We start from the raw sequence: 16,887 nt of genomic DNA, 5'->3' as shown, positions 1-16,887 counted from the left end.
AACCTCCGTGCCGCACAAATCCGTTCCCGGCTCCGAACCGCGCCCCGGTCCGGGCGAGACCACCCGGCACGACGAACGGGCGCATCGAACTTCTTAGGTTAGGCTTACCTAAACAGCGGGGAGGATTCGTGTCCGACACCAGCGGGCTCCACAGGGAGTTCGGCGGTCGAGTGGCTCTGGTCACCGGCGCCGCACAGGGCATAGGCGAAGCCGTCGTCCACGCACTCGGCGCCGCGGGTGCCACAGTGGCGGCGACGGACCGGGCCGGGTCCGTCACGGACACGGCCCGCACGTTCAACGAGAAGTACGCACACGACACCGCGGCCGGCACGGTCGTGCCGTACCGGCTCGACGTCACCGACGCCGAAGCCGTCCGGACGACCGTGGACCGGGTCGAGCGCGACCTGGGCCCGATCAGCGTGCTGGTGAACGTCGCGGGCGTGCTGCGCACCGGCCCGGTCGTCACGACGACGGACCGGGACTGGGCAGACGTCTTCGCCGTCAACGCCACGGGGGTGTTCCACGTCTCGCGCGCCGTGGCCGCGAGAATGGCCGACCGGGGCTCCGGCTCCGTGGTGACGGTCGCCTCCAACGCCGGAGGCATACCGCGCGCCGGAATGGCCGCCTACGCCGCCTCCAAGGCCGCCGCCGTCATGTTCACCAAGAGCCTCGGCCTGGAGGTGGCTGCCAGCGGTGTCCGCTGCAACGCGGTCTGCCCCGGGTCCACCGACACACCCATGCAACGGGCGCTCTGGGACGGCCCCGACGGACCGCGCCGTGTGATCGGCGGCGATCCGGCCTCGTACCGGACCGGCATCCCGCTGCGGCGCATCGCCGACCCGGCCGACGTGGCGGAGGCCGTGGTCTTCCTCGCCTCCGACCGCTCCCGCCACATCACCATGCAGGACCTCTATGTCGACGGCGGCGCCACGCTGCGCTGACCGCGGCACACCCGCCACCGGCGTTCCCCCGCCACCCCGAGGCCGCATCCGGCCCTCTCCCCCACTCACCACGAACCAGAGGAGCCTTCCGTGTCGACGGTCCCCCAGGTCACCGAGCACAGACCGACGGCCGCACCGGCCCATCCCGCCGTGGGTGCGGCCACCACTCTTCTCGACGCCTACCGGCAGGGCGACCGCCTGCTCGCGACGCCGACCCGCACCCTGCTCGCCCACGGCGTCCACCGCGACGTGCCGCACGGCTCCGGGCCGCTCGCCCGGCGCGTCGCCGAGACCCTGCGCGAGGCGAGGGACGCCCGGCACGCCTCCCCGGTGGTGATCGGCGCCGTCCCCTTCGACCAGTCCGCACCCTCCGCGCTCGTCGTCCCCGAATCCCTGCGCACCGGCCCGTCGTTGACGTCGGACCCGCTCGTCGCCCTGCCTGCCGCCGCCCCGCCGCCCACGCCCTGGACGATCCGGGCCGAACCCGAACCCGACGTGTACGCCAAGGGCGTGGCCGCGGCCGTCGACCGCATGTGGAAGGGCGAGTTCAGCAAGGTGGTGCTGGCCCGCACCCTGCAGCTGACAGGGCCCGACGCCCCCGACGTCCCGGCCTGGGTCCAGCGCCTCGCCCGCAGGGACCCGGGCGGCTACACCTTCGCGCTGCCCACCACGCCGAACCGCACGCTCCTCGGCGCCAGCCCCGAACTGCTCGTGTCACGCCGCGGGAACCGACTCGTGTCCAACCCGCTCGCCGGCTCCACACCACGCAGTGCCGACCTCGCCGAGGACGTGCAGCGCGCCGCGGCACTCCTGAAGTCGGCGAAGGACCTCCACGAGCACGCCGTCGTCGTCGACGCCGTCCACGAGGCCATGGCGCCGTACTGCTCGACGGTCCGGGTACCGAGGCAGCCCACCCTGATCCGCACCGCCACCATGTGGCATCTGTCCACCACCGTCACCGGCGAACTCGAGCACCGCGACGTATCGGCCCTGGACGTCGCCTGCGCGCTGCATCCGACGCCGGCGGTGTGCGGCACCCCGACCGAACTGGCCCGCACGGTGATCCGGGAGACGGAGCCGTTCGACCGCGGCTTCTTCACGGGAATGGTCGGCTGGGGCAACGCGGCCGGGGACGGCGAGTGGGTGGTCACCATCCGCTGCGCCGAGACCGAGGACCGCACCCTGCGCCTGTACGCGGGCGCCGGCGTCGTCGCCGCCTCCGAGCCGGGCGCCGAGACCGCCGAGACCGCCGCGAAGTTCCGCACGTTCCTGGACGCCGTGGGAGCCGAGCTGTGAACACCGAAGCACCCGCCTGGCCCGCCGAGTTCGCCGAGCGCTACCGGGCCGCGGGCTGGTGGCGCGGTGAGACGTTCGGCGCCATGCTGCGCGAGCGGGCGGAGGCCCACCCCGACCGGATCGCGGTCGTGGACCCCTCCGGCGGCCCCGGCGGCACGCGGCGCGCGTGGACCTATGGCGAGCTCGACCTGCGCGCCGACCGGATGGCCGCCGGGTTCACCGCCCGCGGCATCGCACGCGGCGACAGGGTCGTCGTCCAGCTGCCGAACGTCGCCGAGTTCTTCGAGGTCGTCTTCGCGCTGTTCCGCATCGGCGCCCTGCCGGTGTTCGCCCTGCCCGCGCACCGCGAGACGGAGATCTCCTACTTCTGCTCGTTCACCGAGGCGGTGGCCTATGTGATTCCGGCCCTCCACGGCGGCTACGACCACCGAGCCCTGGCGGCGACTGTGTGCGCCAAGGCGCCCTCGGTCCGTCAGGTGTTCGTGGCCGGTGAGGACGCGGGGTGCTTCGACAACCTGGCCGACGTCCCGGCCGAGCCGGTCGAACTGCCCGAACCGTCACCGGACGACCTGGCCTTCCTCCAGTTGTCCGGCGGCAGCACCGGTGTGCCCAAGCTGATCCCCCGCACGCACGACGACTACATCTACTCGCTGCGCGGCTCCAACGAGATCTGCGCGGTGGATGAGAACAGCGTGTACCTGTGCGTACTGCCCGCGGCGCACAACTTCCCGCTCTCCTCCCCCGGCACGCTCGGCACGCTGTACGCGGGCGGCCGGGTGGTGCTGTGCCCGCAGCCCGCGCCGGACGTGGCGTTCCGCCTGATCGAGAGCGAGCGGGTCACGATCACCGGGCTGGTCCCACCGCTGGCGCTGGTGTGGACGGACGCCGCGCCGGCCACGGCGTACGACCTGTCCAGTCTGGACGTCCTGCTCGTGGGCGGCGCCAAGTTCAGCGAGGAGGCCGCCCGGCGGGTACGCCCCGCGCTCGGCTGCACCCTCCAGCAGGTCTTCGGGATGGCGGAGGGACTCGTCAACTACACGCGGCTGGACGATTCCGCGGAGACGATCGTCACCACCCAGGGACGGCCCATCTCCCCGGACGACGAGATCAGAGTCGTCGACGACGCGGACACCGACCTTCCTCTCGGCGCCACCGGCCATCTGCTCACGCGCGGCCCCTACACCATCCGCGGCTACTGGAAGGCTCCGGAGCACAACGCCCGCGCCTTCACCGACGACGGCTTCTACCGCACCGGCGACCTGGTGAGGCTCACCCCGACCGGCCATCTGGTGGTGGAGGGACGCGCGAAGGACCAGATCAACCGCGGCGGCGAGAAGATCGCGGCCGAGGAGGTGGAGAACCACATCCTCGCCCACCCCTGCGTCCACGACGCGAACGTCGTCGCCGAACCCGACCCGTACCTCGGCGAGCGGACATGCGCCTACGTGATCCTGCGCGACGGCGCCGAGCGCCCGCGCGCCACCGAGGTGAAGAACTTCGTACGCCGACGCGGACTGGCGGCCTACAAGGTGCCCGACCGCGTGGTGTTCGTCGACTCCTTCCCGAAGACCGGCGTCGGCAAGGTCTCCAAGAAGGACCTCCGCGCCCACGTCCAGGCGCCCTGACCGGACCCTCCCCCAACCTGAACCGACCCGTCTCCACCCGCCGCGCCGACCGCCCGAAACGGAAACCCGCCATGGCACTGCCCGCCATCACGCCGTACCCCATGCCCCGCCCGGGCGAACTGCCCGCAGGCCGCGTCGACTGGAGCGTCGACGCACGGCGTGCGGTCGTGCTCGTGCACGATCTGCAGAACTACTTCCTCTCCGCCTTCGACCGCGAGGCCGAGCCGGTCACGGCGATGCTCGGCAACGTCGCACGGCTCCGCAAAGAAGCGGCCGAGCTGGGGATTCCCGTCCTCTACACCGCACAGCCCGGTGGGCAGACGCCCGAACAGCGCGGTCTGCAGCAGGACTTCTGGGGCCCCGGCATTCCGGCCGACGAACACGCCGCGGCCATCGCCGACGAGGTGGCGCCCGGGCCACGGGACACCCTGCTGACCAAGTGGAAGTACAGCGCCTTCGTCCGCACGGACCTCCTGGAGCAGCTCCGCGAACAGGGCAGGGACCAGATCGTGATCACCGGTGTCTACGCCCACATCGGTGTCCTGATGACCGCGTGCGACGCCTGGATGCAGGACATCCAAGCCTTCGTGGTCGCCGACGCGGTGGCCGACTTCTCCGAACGCGAGCACCGGATGGCGCTGGAGTGGGCGGCGGGCCGGTGCGCCCGTGTCGTCACCACCGACCAGGTGTTCCACATTTGACCTCTCACCGCGCGGGGGCGCCGACGGAGGCCGCCCCCACGCCCGTCCGTCCCACGCCCCAGGAGCAATCGGTGTACAGAACGAGGGAGCGGCTTTTCGAACGGATCCGCGAGGACCATCGCCTGGATCCGGAGGCAAGCCTTCAAGCTCTGGCGATGCGCCACCGGGTTTCGCAGGCGGTCGTCGCCGAGGCGCTGTCCGTGGCGTTCACGGTCCATCAGAAGCGGGAGCGGCCCTCGGTCCTGGCCCCGGTGAAGCCGGCGATCGACCTGATGCTCCGGGAGGAGCTCGGCGCTCCGCCGGGCAGACGACTCACGATCCGACAGGTCATCGAACGCCTTCGGACGGAAGAGGGTTTCACCAGGGCCTCGTACTCCACGGTTCGGGACTACGTGCGTCTCCGCCGCGCCACCCTGGCGCAGGAGCCGCCGGACCACGCCCCGGAACCCTCCACCCGCCCGGCCAAGCGGCCGGACTGATCATCACGACGACGAACCTGCTCCACCACGCCGGACGGCCACACGGAAGCGGCCGCGAGGGCGGCCCCTCGGCGCGCGGGCAGTACCTCGGCCACTTCGGAAGCACGCAAACCGCTGATCTACCAGGTCAGGCGTTCTTCAGGACAGTGCTCATCCTCAACGCGAACCCGAGGGCTCCGCTGCGGCGTTCCGGGGGCACGGCCCGTGGTCAGTCCGCCGCCCAGCCGTCTTCGCGTACCCGGGCCGCCAGGTCGATCTTGGTGTAGGTCGGGCGGCCCGCCTGCTGGTACTTGTCCTTCACCCGGTCCAGGTAGTACTTGGCCGTGTGCGGACTGACGCCGACACGGCGCGCCGTGGCCTTCAGCGTCAGGCCGGACGCGTACTCCAGCAGCACCTGGCGCTCCTTCGGCGACAGGCTCGGGCGCGCAGGGCCGTCGTCGTGCGCCCACGCGAAGGCCAGCTCCGCCGAGTGGGCCGTGCCGCCCGCGGCCACCTCCTCAACTGCCCTGACCAGCGTCGGCAGATCATGGTCCTTGGTGAGATAGCCGTCCGCGCCGGCCGCGATCGCGGCGACGATCCGCCTCCGGTCCACCACGGTGCTGATGACGAGTACCCGCGGGCCGGCCGCCCGCAGCCGCCGGATGTTGTCCGGTGGCTGCGAGTCGTCACCGAGCACCAGGTCCAGGAGGACGACGTCGAACGGCAGCGCGGCTCCCGCCTCTTCGGCGGCAGCCGTTCCGGTGCGGTGTGCTTCCACCGTGACCGCCGTTCCGGTGAGGAGCCCGTCCACCGTGCCCGCCGTCGCGGCCAGGTGTATGCCCGGCACGCCGTCCAGCCAGAGACGCAGTCCGTCGAGCAGCATCCGGTCGTCGTCCACCACGGCCACGGTGATCATGCCGGCCACCGCAGCTCAACACGGGTGCCCTCGCCCGGCGCACTGTCCACGTCGGCCGCTCCTCCGCTCTCGCGCATCCGGGCCCCCACGGAGAAGCGCAGGCCGAGCCCCTTGGAGACGACACGTGGGTCGAAGCCGACACCACGGTCGACCACCGTGACCACGACCCGGCGGCCGTCGCCGGTGACCGTCACACAAGCGCGGCCCGTTCCCGCGTGGCGCAGCACGTTGTTCAGCGCCTCGGCCGCCGCCTGGCCGAGTGCGTCCGCGGCATGGGCCGGTACGTCCGCCGGGCCGTGGTACTGAGCACTCACCCGCAGCCCCAGGCTCTCCGCCGACTTCACGGCGCGCTCGATCGCCGCCGCCGTCCCCGGGACGCAGTCCTCCTCCGCCTGCTGCTGCACGAGACGCCGCAGATACGCCGCCTCCCTGGCGCAGCGCTCCCGCACCGGCAGCGCGTCGGCATCGGCCCGGCCGCTCGCGATCGCGGTCAGCGTGGCCAGCACGGTGTCGTGCAGGGCCCGGTGGTGCGCGATCCGCTCCGCGTACCGCGCCCGTCCGGCCTCGGCGGCGAGGGCCTGCTCGGTGGCCGCGTCCAGCAGCGTGCCCTGCCGTCGCAGGTACCACCAGAAGACGCGGGCAAGCACGGCCGACGACACGATCGCGTTGAGGTGCGCGGCGATCACGGCGACGTCGGCACCGGTCGGCCAGTACCCGGCCGTGTGGGTCGCCACCAGCGCCGCAACCGCGCCGACCACCGCGACCGGCCGTACGAACGCGACCGCCGCCACCGCGCTCGCCGACCCGCCGAGCAGCATCGCCCACGCGAGATCCGCCGGCCGGTTCGCACCGCCCGCGTACACCGCGAACGGCAGCAGGCACCCCACGAACACGACGTCCACCAGCGGCGGCCAGACACCGAACCAGCCCCGGGACCGGGCGGTCCCGAAGACCAGCAGGCTCACCGACACGGCGACCGCGAGCCCCGCCCAGGACATGACACTGTCGCGCTGGTGCTGCACCACCGCGAGCACGCCGACCACGAGGTGACTGGCCCGGTACAGGCCCGTCGCGAGGACCATGAACGTCCTGGCCCGGTGGAACCCCGGCCCCCCGCTCACGGCACGTCTTCCCTGCCCACGCAACCCCCCTGAAACGGCGGTACAGCCGGACGGCCGACGCCCGTAGGTTTCGAGGCGTTCCGGCACCGGACACGACGACTCATCAGATCATCGCGTCGCGTTGTGGCGCCGCTCGGAAACCAGGCAAAGAAGGAGGCAAAATGGCTCGAAGAGTGCGATGCGGGGGAATGATCGCGGTCCTGGCATCGATGCTGGTCCTGCTGCTCCCCGGGTCGGCCGCCGCGGCCGACCCGCCGGTCCGCTACACGGCGTGGATCGACAACGCCGCCATATACGAGATGCGCGCCTCGTATTCGTGGCAGTGCATGGACGTGCGGGGCGAGTCCCAGAACCCGGGCGCGGTGATCCAGCGCTTCGACTGCAAGGGCCGGCTGCACCAGCGCTTCTATTTCCAGCCCTCCGGCACGCCCGGTCTCTTCATGATCGGTGTGTACGGGAGGTACTGCATCGGCGCCCAGAACGCCGCGGTCGCGGACGGCACCCCGATCGTCCTCGGACACTGCCAGGGACCGGGCCAGCACTTCCGCTGGGTCGACCGAGGCAACAACCACTGGGAGATCGTCGAGGCCGCCAGCGGCAAGTGCCTCATGGACACCGGCCGTCGCAGCGCGATCCAGTTGGGCGCCTGCGGGAACATCAACGAGCCCTACCCGAGCCTGTGGACGCCCGTCTACGACCGTCAGTACAACTACACCAGCGTCTGGGGCTGACCGCTCACCGGCCGGACCGGACGACGCCACCGGCGCCTTCCCCACGTGGGCCGTACACGGCCGCGTGACCCGCCCGCGCCGTCGACGAAGCCGGACCGCTGTGGCCGCCACCGCCCGGGAGCGACGGCGGCCGCAGCAACGGGCACGCATCGGAACGTTCCCCCAGTGGTGCCGTGGCAAGCGACGCAACGCCTTGCCACGGCACCACCCGGTGCTCCACAAGTACCGCACGGCCCGCCGCGCACGGCGGGCCCGCTCGCGAGCCGGGCCGCCCGCGGCCTGCCGCTCATGGCCTGCCGCTCATGGCCTGCCGCTCATGGCCTCGGCAACGGACGCCGGCACAAAGAGCGAACAGGAACAGAGGGACGAACGCCTCGATGCAGCAGTCGGCGCAGGTCGTTCCAGTCGTCACGAACGAAGGCGACCGAGCTCACCGGATCGCTGGGCGGCGAGTACGAGACGACGTCACACAGGCTGTTCGGAAGATTCTGCCGGGCTGTCGTGGCCGGTCCACGTCGCCCTGCGCAGTTGCATCCGGGTGAGCCTGCGCACGACGAGGACGGCGAGCACACCGGCGGCGATGTCGAAGAGGTCAGCGGCCATCATCAGTCCCACGGCCTCCTGGACCGAACCTGCCTCCTCGGCACGGGCGTAGTAGCGGGAGGCCAGATTGTTCAGCGTCATGTCGCAGATCAAGACCGTCCACCACGCGTTGACGAGGGTGACCGGCGTGCGCGGCGCGTCGGGCAGGCCGGGCCGCAACTCGCTCGCCGTCCCGATGTCCAGGGTGATGCGGCGCGGGAACCACAGACAGACAACCGGCAGGATCCAGCCCCACACCGCCCAGTGCCGAGCCTTGCGGTGAACGTCGGGCGCGAAGAGCTCGGCGTTCTCCCGCATCTGCCGGAACCAGAGGATGAACACGATCGCGCACATCAGGAAAGTGACGGTCTTGATCACTCCCGCGAGGCTGTAGAGGCGCTCGACTCCCTCCGCCTCTTCGAGGCCGACCGTATGGAACCCCTCCTCGCCGAAGCCGCTCCAAAGGCTGTAGTACTGCGCCCCCGTGACGAGCGAGAACACGTCGGCCACCATGGCCAGGCCGAGCAGCACACAGGTCGCCGCGGCAAGCCCGGTCGGCACCGGCACCCGGAACTCAGGTCTGGGCGTGAACCCGGGAAACGTGGACATGAAAGACAACCCCCCACAGGTCTGCGACATCCACCCTGCCGGGGGACGCTCGCGGAACCTACGGGGAGAAGAGGCGAGCTGTCCATGCGGTTTGCCCGCGGGAGTGGCCTTCGGAGTCGGACAGACCCCGAGAGCCCCATCACACCGCCAGCCATGGCTTTGCACAGCGGCCCGGGCTCGGCCGGAGATCCGTCGCCCCGTCGGCGGCCCGGGGGGCGGGGAGCCCCGGCGGGAAGTGGCGCTCCAGAACCTCCGCCCAGCGGTGCAGGACGACGAAGCCGGTGGTGTCGTCCTGCGCCTGGACCAGCTCGCTCAGGCGGTCGACGAAGGGCTGACTGCGGTGGAAGGCGGGAGCCGGCGGCGTTCGAAGCTAGGGTGCCTCGACAGCACATCGCGAACCGGAACAAGGAGCAGACGTGAGCGAGCCGGCGTCCATCGCCCTGCAGCAGGAGATCGCCCGGGAACTACAGGTCACCGAGGCCTTCGAGGCCGAGCGGGAGATCGAACGCCGGGTCACCTTCCTCGCCGAGCGGCTGACCTCGACCGGTCTGCGCTCGCTCGTACTCGGCATCAGTGGCGGCGTCGACTCCACCACCACCGGCCGACTGTGCCAGCTCGCCGTCGAGCGGGCCCGGGCCACCGGGCACGAGGCACGGTTCTACGCGATGCGGCTGCCCTACGGCATCCAGGCCGACGAGCACGACGCTCAGCTCGCGCTCTCCTTCATCCAGGCCGACCACGTGCTGACCGTGGACATCAAGCCCGCGAGCGACGCCGCGCTCCAGGCCTCGCTGGCCGCCGGCGTGAGCTTCCGCGACGCCCACCACCAGGACTTCGTACACGGCAACATCAAGGCCCGGCAGCGAATGATCGCCCAGTATGCGGTGGCCGGTGCGCATGACGGCCTGGTCGTCGGCACCGACCACGCCGCCGAGGCGGTCTCCGGCTTCTTCACCAAGTTCGGCGACGGCGCCGCCGACCTGGTCCCGCTGACCGGCCTGACCAAGCGCCGGGTGCGCGCCGTCGCGGACACGCTGGGCGCGCCCGTCGAGCTGGTGTGGAAGACCCCGACGGCGGACCTGGAGACCCTCGACCCGGGCAAGGCCGACGAGGACGCACTCGGTGTCACTTACGACGACATCGACGACTTCCTGGAGGGCAAGCCGGTGGACGAGCAGGTCTTCAGAACGATCACCAGCCGCTACCGCCTCACCGACCACAAGCGCCGGCCACCCGTCGCCCCCTGAGAGCTGCGCTCACCCCGGACAACTCCACCCGCCCCGGTCGACAGGCCTCGTCCGGTCTTGCACCTCCCCGAGATGGTGGAGGAGTAGCCCGCGGTACGCATCGGACGATGGGAACGTCCTCCGCGCCGGCCGGTCTCGTACTCGCTGCGCACCGCTGAGTTCAACGAGCCTGGCCACCGCGCCGGTTGCCCGTACCGCTTCGGCGGCAGCGTCGTCGGCGACCGGGCCGGTGCGCGCCTGCCCACGGCATCTCGCCGTCGTTGAACGCCGTTCGGGCATTCGGTCATTATCCGATCGGACGGTCCGCCTTCGGGCTACGCTCCCTTCGCCCGGTGTCCGGCCGTGGTCTCGAGGGAGGGGGCGGAGCATGCGGGAGAGCGTGGAGGACCGGCACCGGCGGATCCTGCGGCTGGTGCGGGAGCGAGAGAGCCTGCGGGTGACCGAGCTCGCCACCGTACTCGGCATCTCGGTGGAGACCGCGCGCCGGGATGTGACCGCGCTCGCCGAAGTGGGCCGTGTCCGCAGGCTTCACGGCTCGGTGACCTGGCCGACCGCCCCGCTCAACGCACGCGACGCGCGCCTGGCCCGCCAGGTGCCGGCCCCGCCCCGCGGCGGCCCGGTGCTGGGCATGGTGGTGCCGACGGCCAACTACTTCTACCGGTCGGTCATCCGCGGCGCCCGGGACGCCGCCACCGCGGCGGGCGCACGCCTCCTGGTCGGCATCACCGAGTACCACCAGGACCGGGACGCGACACAGATCGAGAACATGGTCGGAGCCGGTGCCGACGGCCTGCTGCTGACTCCCTGCTGGGGCATCGAGGGCCCCGGTGAGAGGGACGCCGCACGGATCGCGGAGGTCAGGGTGCCCGTCGTTCTGCTGGAGCGTCGGATACCGCTGGGGCTGCCGGGGGCGGACCTCGACCGGGTGGCGTCGGACCACGCCGGAGGCGCCGCACTCGCCGTGCACCACCTGGCCGGCCTCGGGCACCGGCGCATCGCGCTGCTGTCCCGGAACACGCACACCTGGCCCCACATCCGCCGCGGCTACCGCGCCGCGCTCGGCGCGCTCGGCCTCCCCGACGACGACATCTCCCCGGCGGACGCGGCCCGGCCCGGGCACGTCGACGAGTTCGAGCGCCGCGCCGACTTGCTGCTGGAGCTCATCCGGTCCGAGGAGGTGCGGGCCGCGGTCGTGCACACCGACACTGACGCGACCAACCTGCTCCATCGGCTGCTGGCCCAAGCGGTACGGGTACCCGAGGACTTCGCGCTCGTCTGCTACAACGACGAGCTCGCCGGGCTGACGGACACGCCCCTGACCGCGGTCTCCCCCGCGAACCACGCGGTGGGCGAGACCGCGGTGAAACTCCTGCTGCGCCGCCTCGAGGACCCCGAGGTGCAGCGCTCCACCATCGAGTGGCTCCCCGAGCTCGTGGTCCGGCGGTCGTGCGGCGCCCCGACAGGGGCCTGACGCCCAACGATCGACCGATAACTGACCGTTTCGAAGTCACGCCTTGACGGTGGGAATTCGGGCACCCAAGCTGCGCTGAGTCGGCAACCCCACCGTGCGCAGCAAAGGTTGGCTCCCCCCATGGCTCCTGCCTCACGCCGAAGTGCCGGACGTCGCCGTGGCGTCCGTCACGAGCCCGGTGGCACCGCCACCGCGCTCGGCCTCACGGCCGGCTTCCGCCACCAGCCTCCGCCGCCGGCATCGCGTCCGACAGTCAGGAGTTCACGGCCCTGACTGCCCCGGTGGCGTGCCCGACCCAGGGCACGGGTTCAGCCCGACCGGCCAACTCACCTTCCCCCCCACAAGGAGAAACGATGCAACGACACAGTCTCCGATCCAGGCTTCTGCTCCCCCCGGCCGCCGTCGCCGCCGCGATGACCCTCGTCACGGCGAGCCCGGCGAGCGCCTCCGTCCTGTGGGACGGCAACGCGGACAAGGGACTCGGCGTCTTCGCCGCGGTCCTCTGCGACGGCGGCGTCGCCCGTGTGCACACCTGGAACGACAGCCACGGCAACTTCTTCGAGTTCAACAAGGTGCCGGGCATCGACCGATGCGAGGGCCACAGCCTGGCCGGAGCCGAAGGACAGTTGCAGAACGACAAGACCCTGTGGTTCGGCTGGTCGCTCGCGACGAAGACGGGCAACGCCCAGACCGTCTTCCAGTGGAAGTCCAACGGCACCAACGACCAGAACCAGCAGAACTACCCGGTGATCATGAAGGTCGAGGACGACCAGCTCAAGGCCTGGTACGTGTCGCCCGGCGAGACCTGGAACTCGATCGGCAGCCGCAGCTGGACGGCAGGCTCCTGGCACGCCATCCAGATGAAGATCGCCACCAACTCGGCCACCGGCGGCTCGGTCGAGATCTACCTGGACGGCTCGCTGTTCGCCTCCCGCTCGGGCATCCGCACCTGGGACGACCTCGGCAACAAGCCCCGTTGGGGCAGCTACGGCTCGTCCATCGTGGGCGTCGGCTCGCAGAGCTGGGTCGACGACCCCAAGCTGGGGACCTCGCGCGCCGACGTCGACTGACACGGCCCCCTTCCCCTCGGGCCTCCTTCCCCACCGGCCCGCTTGCCCGCCGGGCTCCTTCCCTGTCGGGTTCCTTCCCCGCCGGGCCCGGCGACCGTGGACTGGCCGCCGGGCCCCCAACACCCCGCGGCGGGTCGGCACGGGCCGGAGTGCGCGGTCACTCCGGTCAGCCCCGCAAGGGAGTGTGAAGCTCCGGCCGTACGCGTCCCGGGTGTCGAACTCCATGCGGGTCACGCCGCGGACCGGGCCGAGGGCTTCGTAGCCTCCGGGCACCTGCCCTCGCAGTCGTCGCCGTCCCTGCCCAGCCATCACCGCACACCATCACCGCCCAGCGGACGCGCGAACCGCTCGCGTAGGCTTCGCTCGGCATGGGACGCGGCGGGGGCGGGCGGATGACGGCTGAGACAGCACAGAGGTGGGAGTCGATTCTCGACTCGGTGGTGGTGTACGCGCAGGGCGCGCTCTGCCGCAGGCTGGCCCGAGGAAGCGTGCCGCCGGACGGCCGGGTGCGGGTGACGGGACTGCCCCGCTCCATCGATGCGGGTTCCCTGCGGGCCCGTGTCCTCGGCGCCTCCGGTGTGCGGGTCGTCGAGGCTCGGGTGGAGGTCGAGGCCGAGCCGGCCGCCTCCGGCATCCCCGGCGGGTTGCGGCGCGAGGTCGAACGGCTGCGTGACGCCCACACGGCGGCAAAGGGGCGCAGGGACCGGCAACTGGGCCTGATCGAGGAGGTCATGGCGCTGCGCCCGGTCCCCCCGACCCGTAAGCGCGAGGACCCGCACCGCCGCACCCCGACCGACGCGTGGCTGAAGCTCGCCGACTTCGTCGACGATCGGCTGACGGTCCTTCATGCCCGGCTCGTCGAGCTCGAGGAGGAGCTGCGCCGGGTGGAGCACGAGCTGGAAGTCGCCACGGACAAGCTGGACCGTGCCTCCACCGACGCGCCGTCAGCACACGTGGCGACGAGGGTCTCCGCGGCCTTGGTCCTCAACGGCGCCACCGACGCGGAGCTGGAGGTGGAGCTGGAGTACGGGGTGCCGGGCGCCGTCTGGGTGCCTGCCTACCGCCTCACCCACCGCCAGGGCGACGACAGCGGCCGTCTGGTGCTACGTGCCTCGGTCGCCCAGCGCACCGGCGAGGACTGGACGGGCGTACGCATCGGCCTGTCCACCGCCGACCTGCGGCGCCGCACCGACCTGCCGAGGCTGCGCTCGATCCGGATCGGTCGCCGTCAGCCCACCCCGGCGCCTTCCGGCTGGCGTGAACCACCGGCGGGGCTCACCGACCTGTTCGCCGGGTACGACGTGGCGGGCCCGCGCCGCCCTTCCGCCGCTGCGCGCGCCGGCTCCGCGCCCGTGGCTGTCGGGATCGGCTCCGCACCCGTCGCCGTCCCGCCACCGCCACCACCTCCGACTCCCCAGGGCTATGGCGCACCGCCTCCGGGTCTCCCGGCCCCCGGCTCCGCGGCCGGCGTCACCACCCGGGAGGGCGTCGGCGGCGGGGTGCCCGGCCTCGCGCCGCCGGCCGGGTCGCGTCCTGGCGGCGGGGCGCGTCCACGCAGTGCGGCCTTCGCGGCCGCCGCCCCCATGGCACCTGCCGCTCCCGGCAGTCCCCCGCCGCCTCCGCCGCCGGAGCCGGCGACCGGTCCGCCGCGGCCGAGCGGCGCCGAACTCGACTACGCCACCCTCGTCCTGAGCGGCCCCGACGAACAGCGCGGTCGTCGAGGCCGGCTGTTCCCCGCCTCCACCGACGACCTGGTGGCCGCCGAGTACCGCCGCCGCGCAGAGGCAGTTGCCGCGCTGCCGCTGCCCGGACACGCCGTGCGGCCCCGCGAGTCGGCGGGCTCCTTCGATCATCGTTTCGACGCCGCCGCCCGCGCCGACATCCCCTCGGACGGCGCCTGGCACACCGTCACCGTCGCCGACATCCCGGTCGGTCTGCGCACCGAGTACCTCTGTGTGCCGTCCGTGGAGGAGACCGTGTACGCGACGCTGGTGCTCTCCAACTCCACCGACCGGGCTCTGCTGGCCGGCCCGGTGGAGGTCACCGTCGACGACGACTTCGTGCTGACCGCCGCACTGCCCACCCTCGCCCCCGGTGGGGTCCGCCGGGTGGGTCTCGGGCCGGCCGAGGCCATCCGCGTCACCCGCCGTACGGAGCTGCGCGAGTCGGCCTCGGGGCTGCGCAACCAGACCACCGTGCTCGACCACCGCGTCCACGTGGAGCTGGCGAACCGGCTCGGGAGGCCTGTCGTCGTGGAGGTCCGCGAGCGTGTCCCGGTCACCTCGGAACCGGACGTCCGGATCGAGGAACGGGCCGACTGGACGGCACCCGTGGACGGTGAAGGGCCCGAGCATCACGCCCCGGGCACCCGACTGTGGCGGGTGGACCTGCCCGTCGGCGCCACCGCCGCGCTCGACGGCGGCTACGAGATCCGCATCCCGGCCGGCAAGGCCCTGGCCGGCGGCAACCGGAGGAGCTGACGTACGCCATGTCCACCGCCCCGGGGCCGATCCCCCTTCCCGTCACCGCCGTCACCTGCCTGGAGGACCGGGCCCATGTCGAGCGCGCCACCGTGCTCGAACTGGAGGCCGGGGTCCAGCGGCTGCGCCTCGGACCGGTCAGTGCGCTGGCCGTCGACCGCACGCTGCACGCCGAGCTGACGGCCGATCAGTCCGGTCGTCCGGCGACCGTGCTGGACATGCGGATCGTCCGCAGCTGGACGCCGCGAGGCCCGCTCCCGCCCGGTGAGGAGGACTCGGCGCTGCGCCATCGCGAGCACGTTCTCGAAGAGGAGCGGCTTGCGCTCGGACAGCGGCGCGACCGCCTCCGGGCCCGCCTCGACCTGCTCGGCCGGCTCGCCGCCGATCTGCTGCGGGAGATCGGTGAGGGCGCCGGGTCCGGCGAGGCCGAGCCGGAGCGCTGGGTTCGTGAACTCGACCGGGTCGACACCGAGCGTGACACGTACGGCGAGGAACTCCGCACCGTGGACACCCGGCTGGCCGCCGTCGCGGGCGAGCTCGCGGAGACCCAGCGCGCGCTGGCCCTCGCCGAGGAGGAGCCCGCGGAGCTGGTCGGCCACGTCGAGCTGACCGTGGAGGCCTCCGCGGCCGGGCCCGCCCGGCTGCGGCTGAGCCACCTCACCGCGTGCGCGCTGTGGCGGCCCGCCTACCGCGCCGTATGGGACGGGGACTCCCTGACGCTGGAGACGGACGCGATGGTCTGGCAGCGCACCGGCGAGGACTGGTCGGACGTACGTCTGACACTGTCGACGGCACGGTCGGCACTGGCCACCGATCCCTCGCGGTTGGGCGAGGACCGGCTGACGCTCAAGGACCGCTCCGCTGCGGAGCGCCGCACGGTCGACGTCGAGCTGCGCGAAGAGGACATCGGGGACCTCGGCCCGTCCCCGGTGCTCGGCCTGCCCGGCGTGGACGACGGCGGCGAGGTGCGGGTGCTGAAGTCCCCGACGCCGGTCCGCGTGGCCGGCGACGGCCGCGCGCACCGGGTGCCCGTGTCCGCCTTCACCACGGCCGCGAGCGGCGAGTACGCCTGCTCACCCGAGCTGTCCCCATTGGTCACCCAGGTGGTGCGGTTCGACAACAGGTCCGGCCACGCGTTGCTCGCCGGGCCCGTGGACCTGGTCCGCGGCAGCGGTTTCACCGGCCGCGGGACCCTGGACTTCACCGCGCCCGGCGCCCCCGCCGAGCTGGCGTTCGGCAGCGCGGACGACCACCGGGTGGTCAGGGAGGCCGAGGAGACTCGCGAGAGCACCGGGATGACCCAGCGGACCGTGGTCACCCGGACGGTGCGGCTGCACCTGTCGCGGTTCTCCGCTCCCGGGGAGCACGGCGAACGTGTGGTCGTCCTTCGGGAGCGGATCCCGGTCTCCGAGGTCTCGGCGGTGCAGGTACGCCTGCGCAAGGAAGCCTGCTCCCCACCGCCCGACGCGATCGACGCCGAAGGCATCGCCGCCTGGGACGTCAGCCTCCCTCCCGGCGGCCACCGCACGGTCACCCTGGTCTACGAGCTGTCGGCGAGCGCGAAGGTCGTCGGACTCTGAGTGAACGCGAAGGTCGTCGGCCTCTGAGTCCGGACAGGGGCGCTGGACCGGACCGGGCG

14 protein-coding genes are annotated in these 16,887 nt (G+C 72.3%); 11 read left to right on the top strand and 3 right to left on the bottom strand.

What is annotated here, in order from left to right; genetic code table 11:
• Positions 1 to 128: 128 nt before the first annotated feature.
• The 5 genes from ACIQMR_RS14185 (at position 129) to ACIQMR_RS14165 (ending at position 5,042) form a co-directional block, all read left to right on the top strand.
• A complete protein-coding gene (locus tag ACIQMR_RS14185; RefSeq protein ID WP_401385685.1) occupies positions 129 to 941 on the top strand; it encodes a 2,3-dihydro-2,3-dihydroxybenzoate dehydrogenase in 813 nt (270 codons plus the stop codon).
• A gap of 90 nt (positions 942 to 1,031) precedes the next feature.
• The gene (gene dhbC / locus ACIQMR_RS14180; RefSeq protein WP_401385683.1) at positions 1,032 to 2,237 is read left to right on the top strand and encodes an isochorismate synthase DhbC; all 1,206 of its coding nucleotides are present in this window, start codon (positions 1,032 to 1,034) and stop codon (positions 2,235 to 2,237) included.
• Positions 2,234 to 3,862: a (2,3-dihydroxybenzoyl)adenylate synthase gene (locus ACIQMR_RS14175; RefSeq protein ID WP_401385681.1), complete on the top strand. Its 1,629-nt coding sequence runs from the start codon at positions 2,234 to 2,236 to the stop codon at positions 3,860 to 3,862. The genes dhbC and ACIQMR_RS14175 overlap by 4 nt, the downstream gene beginning before the upstream one ends.
• 71 nt (positions 3,863 to 3,933) lie before the next feature.
• The gene (locus tag ACIQMR_RS14170; RefSeq protein WP_401385679.1) at positions 3,934 to 4,563 is read left to right on the top strand and encodes an isochorismatase family protein; all 630 of its coding nucleotides are present in this window, start codon (positions 3,934 to 3,936) and stop codon (positions 4,561 to 4,563) included.
• Between the two features lie 155 nt (positions 4,564 to 4,718).
• A complete protein-coding gene (locus tag ACIQMR_RS14165) occupies positions 4,719 to 5,042 on the top strand; it encodes a hypothetical protein (protein ID WP_401385677.1) in 324 nt (107 codons plus the stop codon).
• 208 nt (positions 5,043 to 5,250) lie between these two features.
• On the opposite strand, the gene ACIQMR_RS14160 is transcribed toward ACIQMR_RS14165, so the two are convergent.
• Positions 5,251 to 5,937, bottom strand: a complete 687-nt coding sequence (locus ACIQMR_RS14160) for a response regulator (RefSeq protein ID WP_401385675.1) — start codon at positions 5,935 to 5,937, stop codon at positions 5,251 to 5,253.
• The gene (locus tag ACIQMR_RS14155) at positions 5,934 to 7,058 is read right to left on the bottom strand and encodes a sensor histidine kinase (RefSeq protein ID WP_401385673.1); all 1,125 of its coding nucleotides are present in this window, start codon (positions 7,056 to 7,058) and stop codon (positions 5,934 to 5,936) included. The genes ACIQMR_RS14160 and ACIQMR_RS14155 overlap by 4 nt, the downstream gene beginning before the upstream one ends.
• 161 nt (positions 7,059 to 7,219) lie before the next feature.
• On the opposite strand from ACIQMR_RS14155, the gene ACIQMR_RS14150 reads away from it, so the two are divergent.
• Entirely contained in the window at positions 7,220 to 7,789 is a 570-nt protein-coding gene (locus tag ACIQMR_RS14150) for an RICIN domain-containing protein (protein WP_401385672.1), read from the top strand.
• A gap of 465 nt (positions 7,790 to 8,254) precedes the next feature.
• On the opposite strand, the gene ACIQMR_RS14145 is transcribed toward ACIQMR_RS14150, so the two are convergent.
• Positions 8,255 to 8,980: a DUF4328 domain-containing protein gene (locus ACIQMR_RS14145; RefSeq protein ID WP_401385671.1), complete on the bottom strand. Its 726-nt coding sequence runs from the start codon at positions 8,978 to 8,980 to the stop codon at positions 8,255 to 8,257.
• A 416-nt stretch (positions 8,981 to 9,396) separates the two neighbouring features.
• Here ACIQMR_RS14145 and nadE point away from each other — a divergent pair, with 416 nt between their 5' ends.
• The 5 genes from nadE (at position 9,397) to ACIQMR_RS14120 (ending at position 16,828) form a co-directional block, all read left to right on the top strand.
• Positions 9,397 to 10,227: an ammonia-dependent NAD(+) synthetase gene (gene nadE, locus ACIQMR_RS14140; RefSeq protein ID WP_401385670.1), complete on the top strand. Its 831-nt coding sequence runs from the start codon at positions 9,397 to 9,399 to the stop codon at positions 10,225 to 10,227.
• Between the two features lie 367 nt (positions 10,228 to 10,594).
• Positions 10,595 to 11,698, top strand: a complete 1,104-nt coding sequence (locus ACIQMR_RS14135; RefSeq protein WP_401385669.1) for a substrate-binding domain-containing protein — start codon at positions 10,595 to 10,597, stop codon at positions 11,696 to 11,698.
• Positions 11,699 to 12,051: 353 nt separating this feature from the next.
• Positions 12,052 to 12,768: a heparin lyase I family protein gene (locus tag ACIQMR_RS14130; protein ID WP_401385668.1), complete on the top strand. Its 717-nt coding sequence runs from the start codon at positions 12,052 to 12,054 to the stop codon at positions 12,766 to 12,768.
• Between the two features lie 392 nt (positions 12,769 to 13,160).
• Positions 13,161 to 15,248, top strand: coding sequence for a DUF4139 domain-containing protein (locus ACIQMR_RS14125; protein WP_401385667.1), 2,088 nt, complete (start codon positions 13,161 to 13,163; stop codon positions 15,246 to 15,248).
• Between the two features lie 8 nt (positions 15,249 to 15,256).
• Positions 15,257 to 16,828 carry a DUF4139 domain-containing protein gene (locus ACIQMR_RS14120; RefSeq protein ID WP_401385666.1) on the top strand — a complete coding sequence of 524 codons (1,572 nt, stop codon included), beginning with the start codon at positions 15,257 to 15,259 and terminating at the stop codon, positions 16,826 to 16,828.
• Positions 16,829 to 16,887: the final 59 nt, after the last annotated feature.

The sequence above is a fragment of the Streptomyces sp. NPDC091376 genome, from assembly GCF_044757085.1.
Taxonomy (GTDB): Bacteria; Actinomycetota; Actinomycetes; order Streptomycetales; family Streptomycetaceae; genus Streptomyces; species Streptomyces pratisoli.
The sequence above is the reverse complement of the archived record's forward strand: the minus strand, read 5'-3'. Positions and strand labels throughout refer to the sequence as shown.

Bases quoted from the DNA above. Each gene is read 5' to 3' on its own strand.
- ACIQMR_RS14130 (WP_401385668.1), top strand. From the start codon at position 12,052: ATGCAACGACACAGTCTCCGATCCAGGCTTCTGCTCCCCCCGGCCGCC.
- ACIQMR_RS14150 (WP_401385672.1), top strand. From the start codon at position 7,220: ATGGCTCGAAGAGTGCGATGCGGGGGAATGATCGCGGTCCTGGCATCG.
- ACIQMR_RS14120 (WP_401385666.1), top strand. From the start codon at position 15,257: ATGTCCACCGCCCCGGGGCCGATCCCCCTTCCCGTCACCGCCGTCACC.
- ACIQMR_RS14145 (WP_401385671.1), bottom strand. From the start codon at position 8,980: ATGTCCACGTTTCCCGGGTTCACGCCCAGACCTGAGTTCCGGGTGCCG.
- ACIQMR_RS14170 (WP_401385679.1), top strand. From the start codon at position 3,934: ATGGCACTGCCCGCCATCACGCCGTACCCCATGCCCCGCCCGGGCGAA.
- ACIQMR_RS14125 (WP_401385667.1), top strand. From the start codon at position 13,161: ATGACGGCTGAGACAGCACAGAGGTGGGAGTCGATTCTCGACTCGGTG.
- ACIQMR_RS14135 (WP_401385669.1), top strand. From the start codon at position 10,595: ATGCGGGAGAGCGTGGAGGACCGGCACCGGCGGATCCTGCGGCTGGTG.
- ACIQMR_RS14160 (WP_401385675.1), bottom strand. From the start codon at position 5,937: ATGATCACCGTGGCCGTGGTGGACGACGACCGGATGCTGCTCGACGGA.
- ACIQMR_RS14165 (WP_401385677.1), top strand. From the start codon at position 4,719: ATGCGCCACCGGGTTTCGCAGGCGGTCGTCGCCGAGGCGCTGTCCGTG.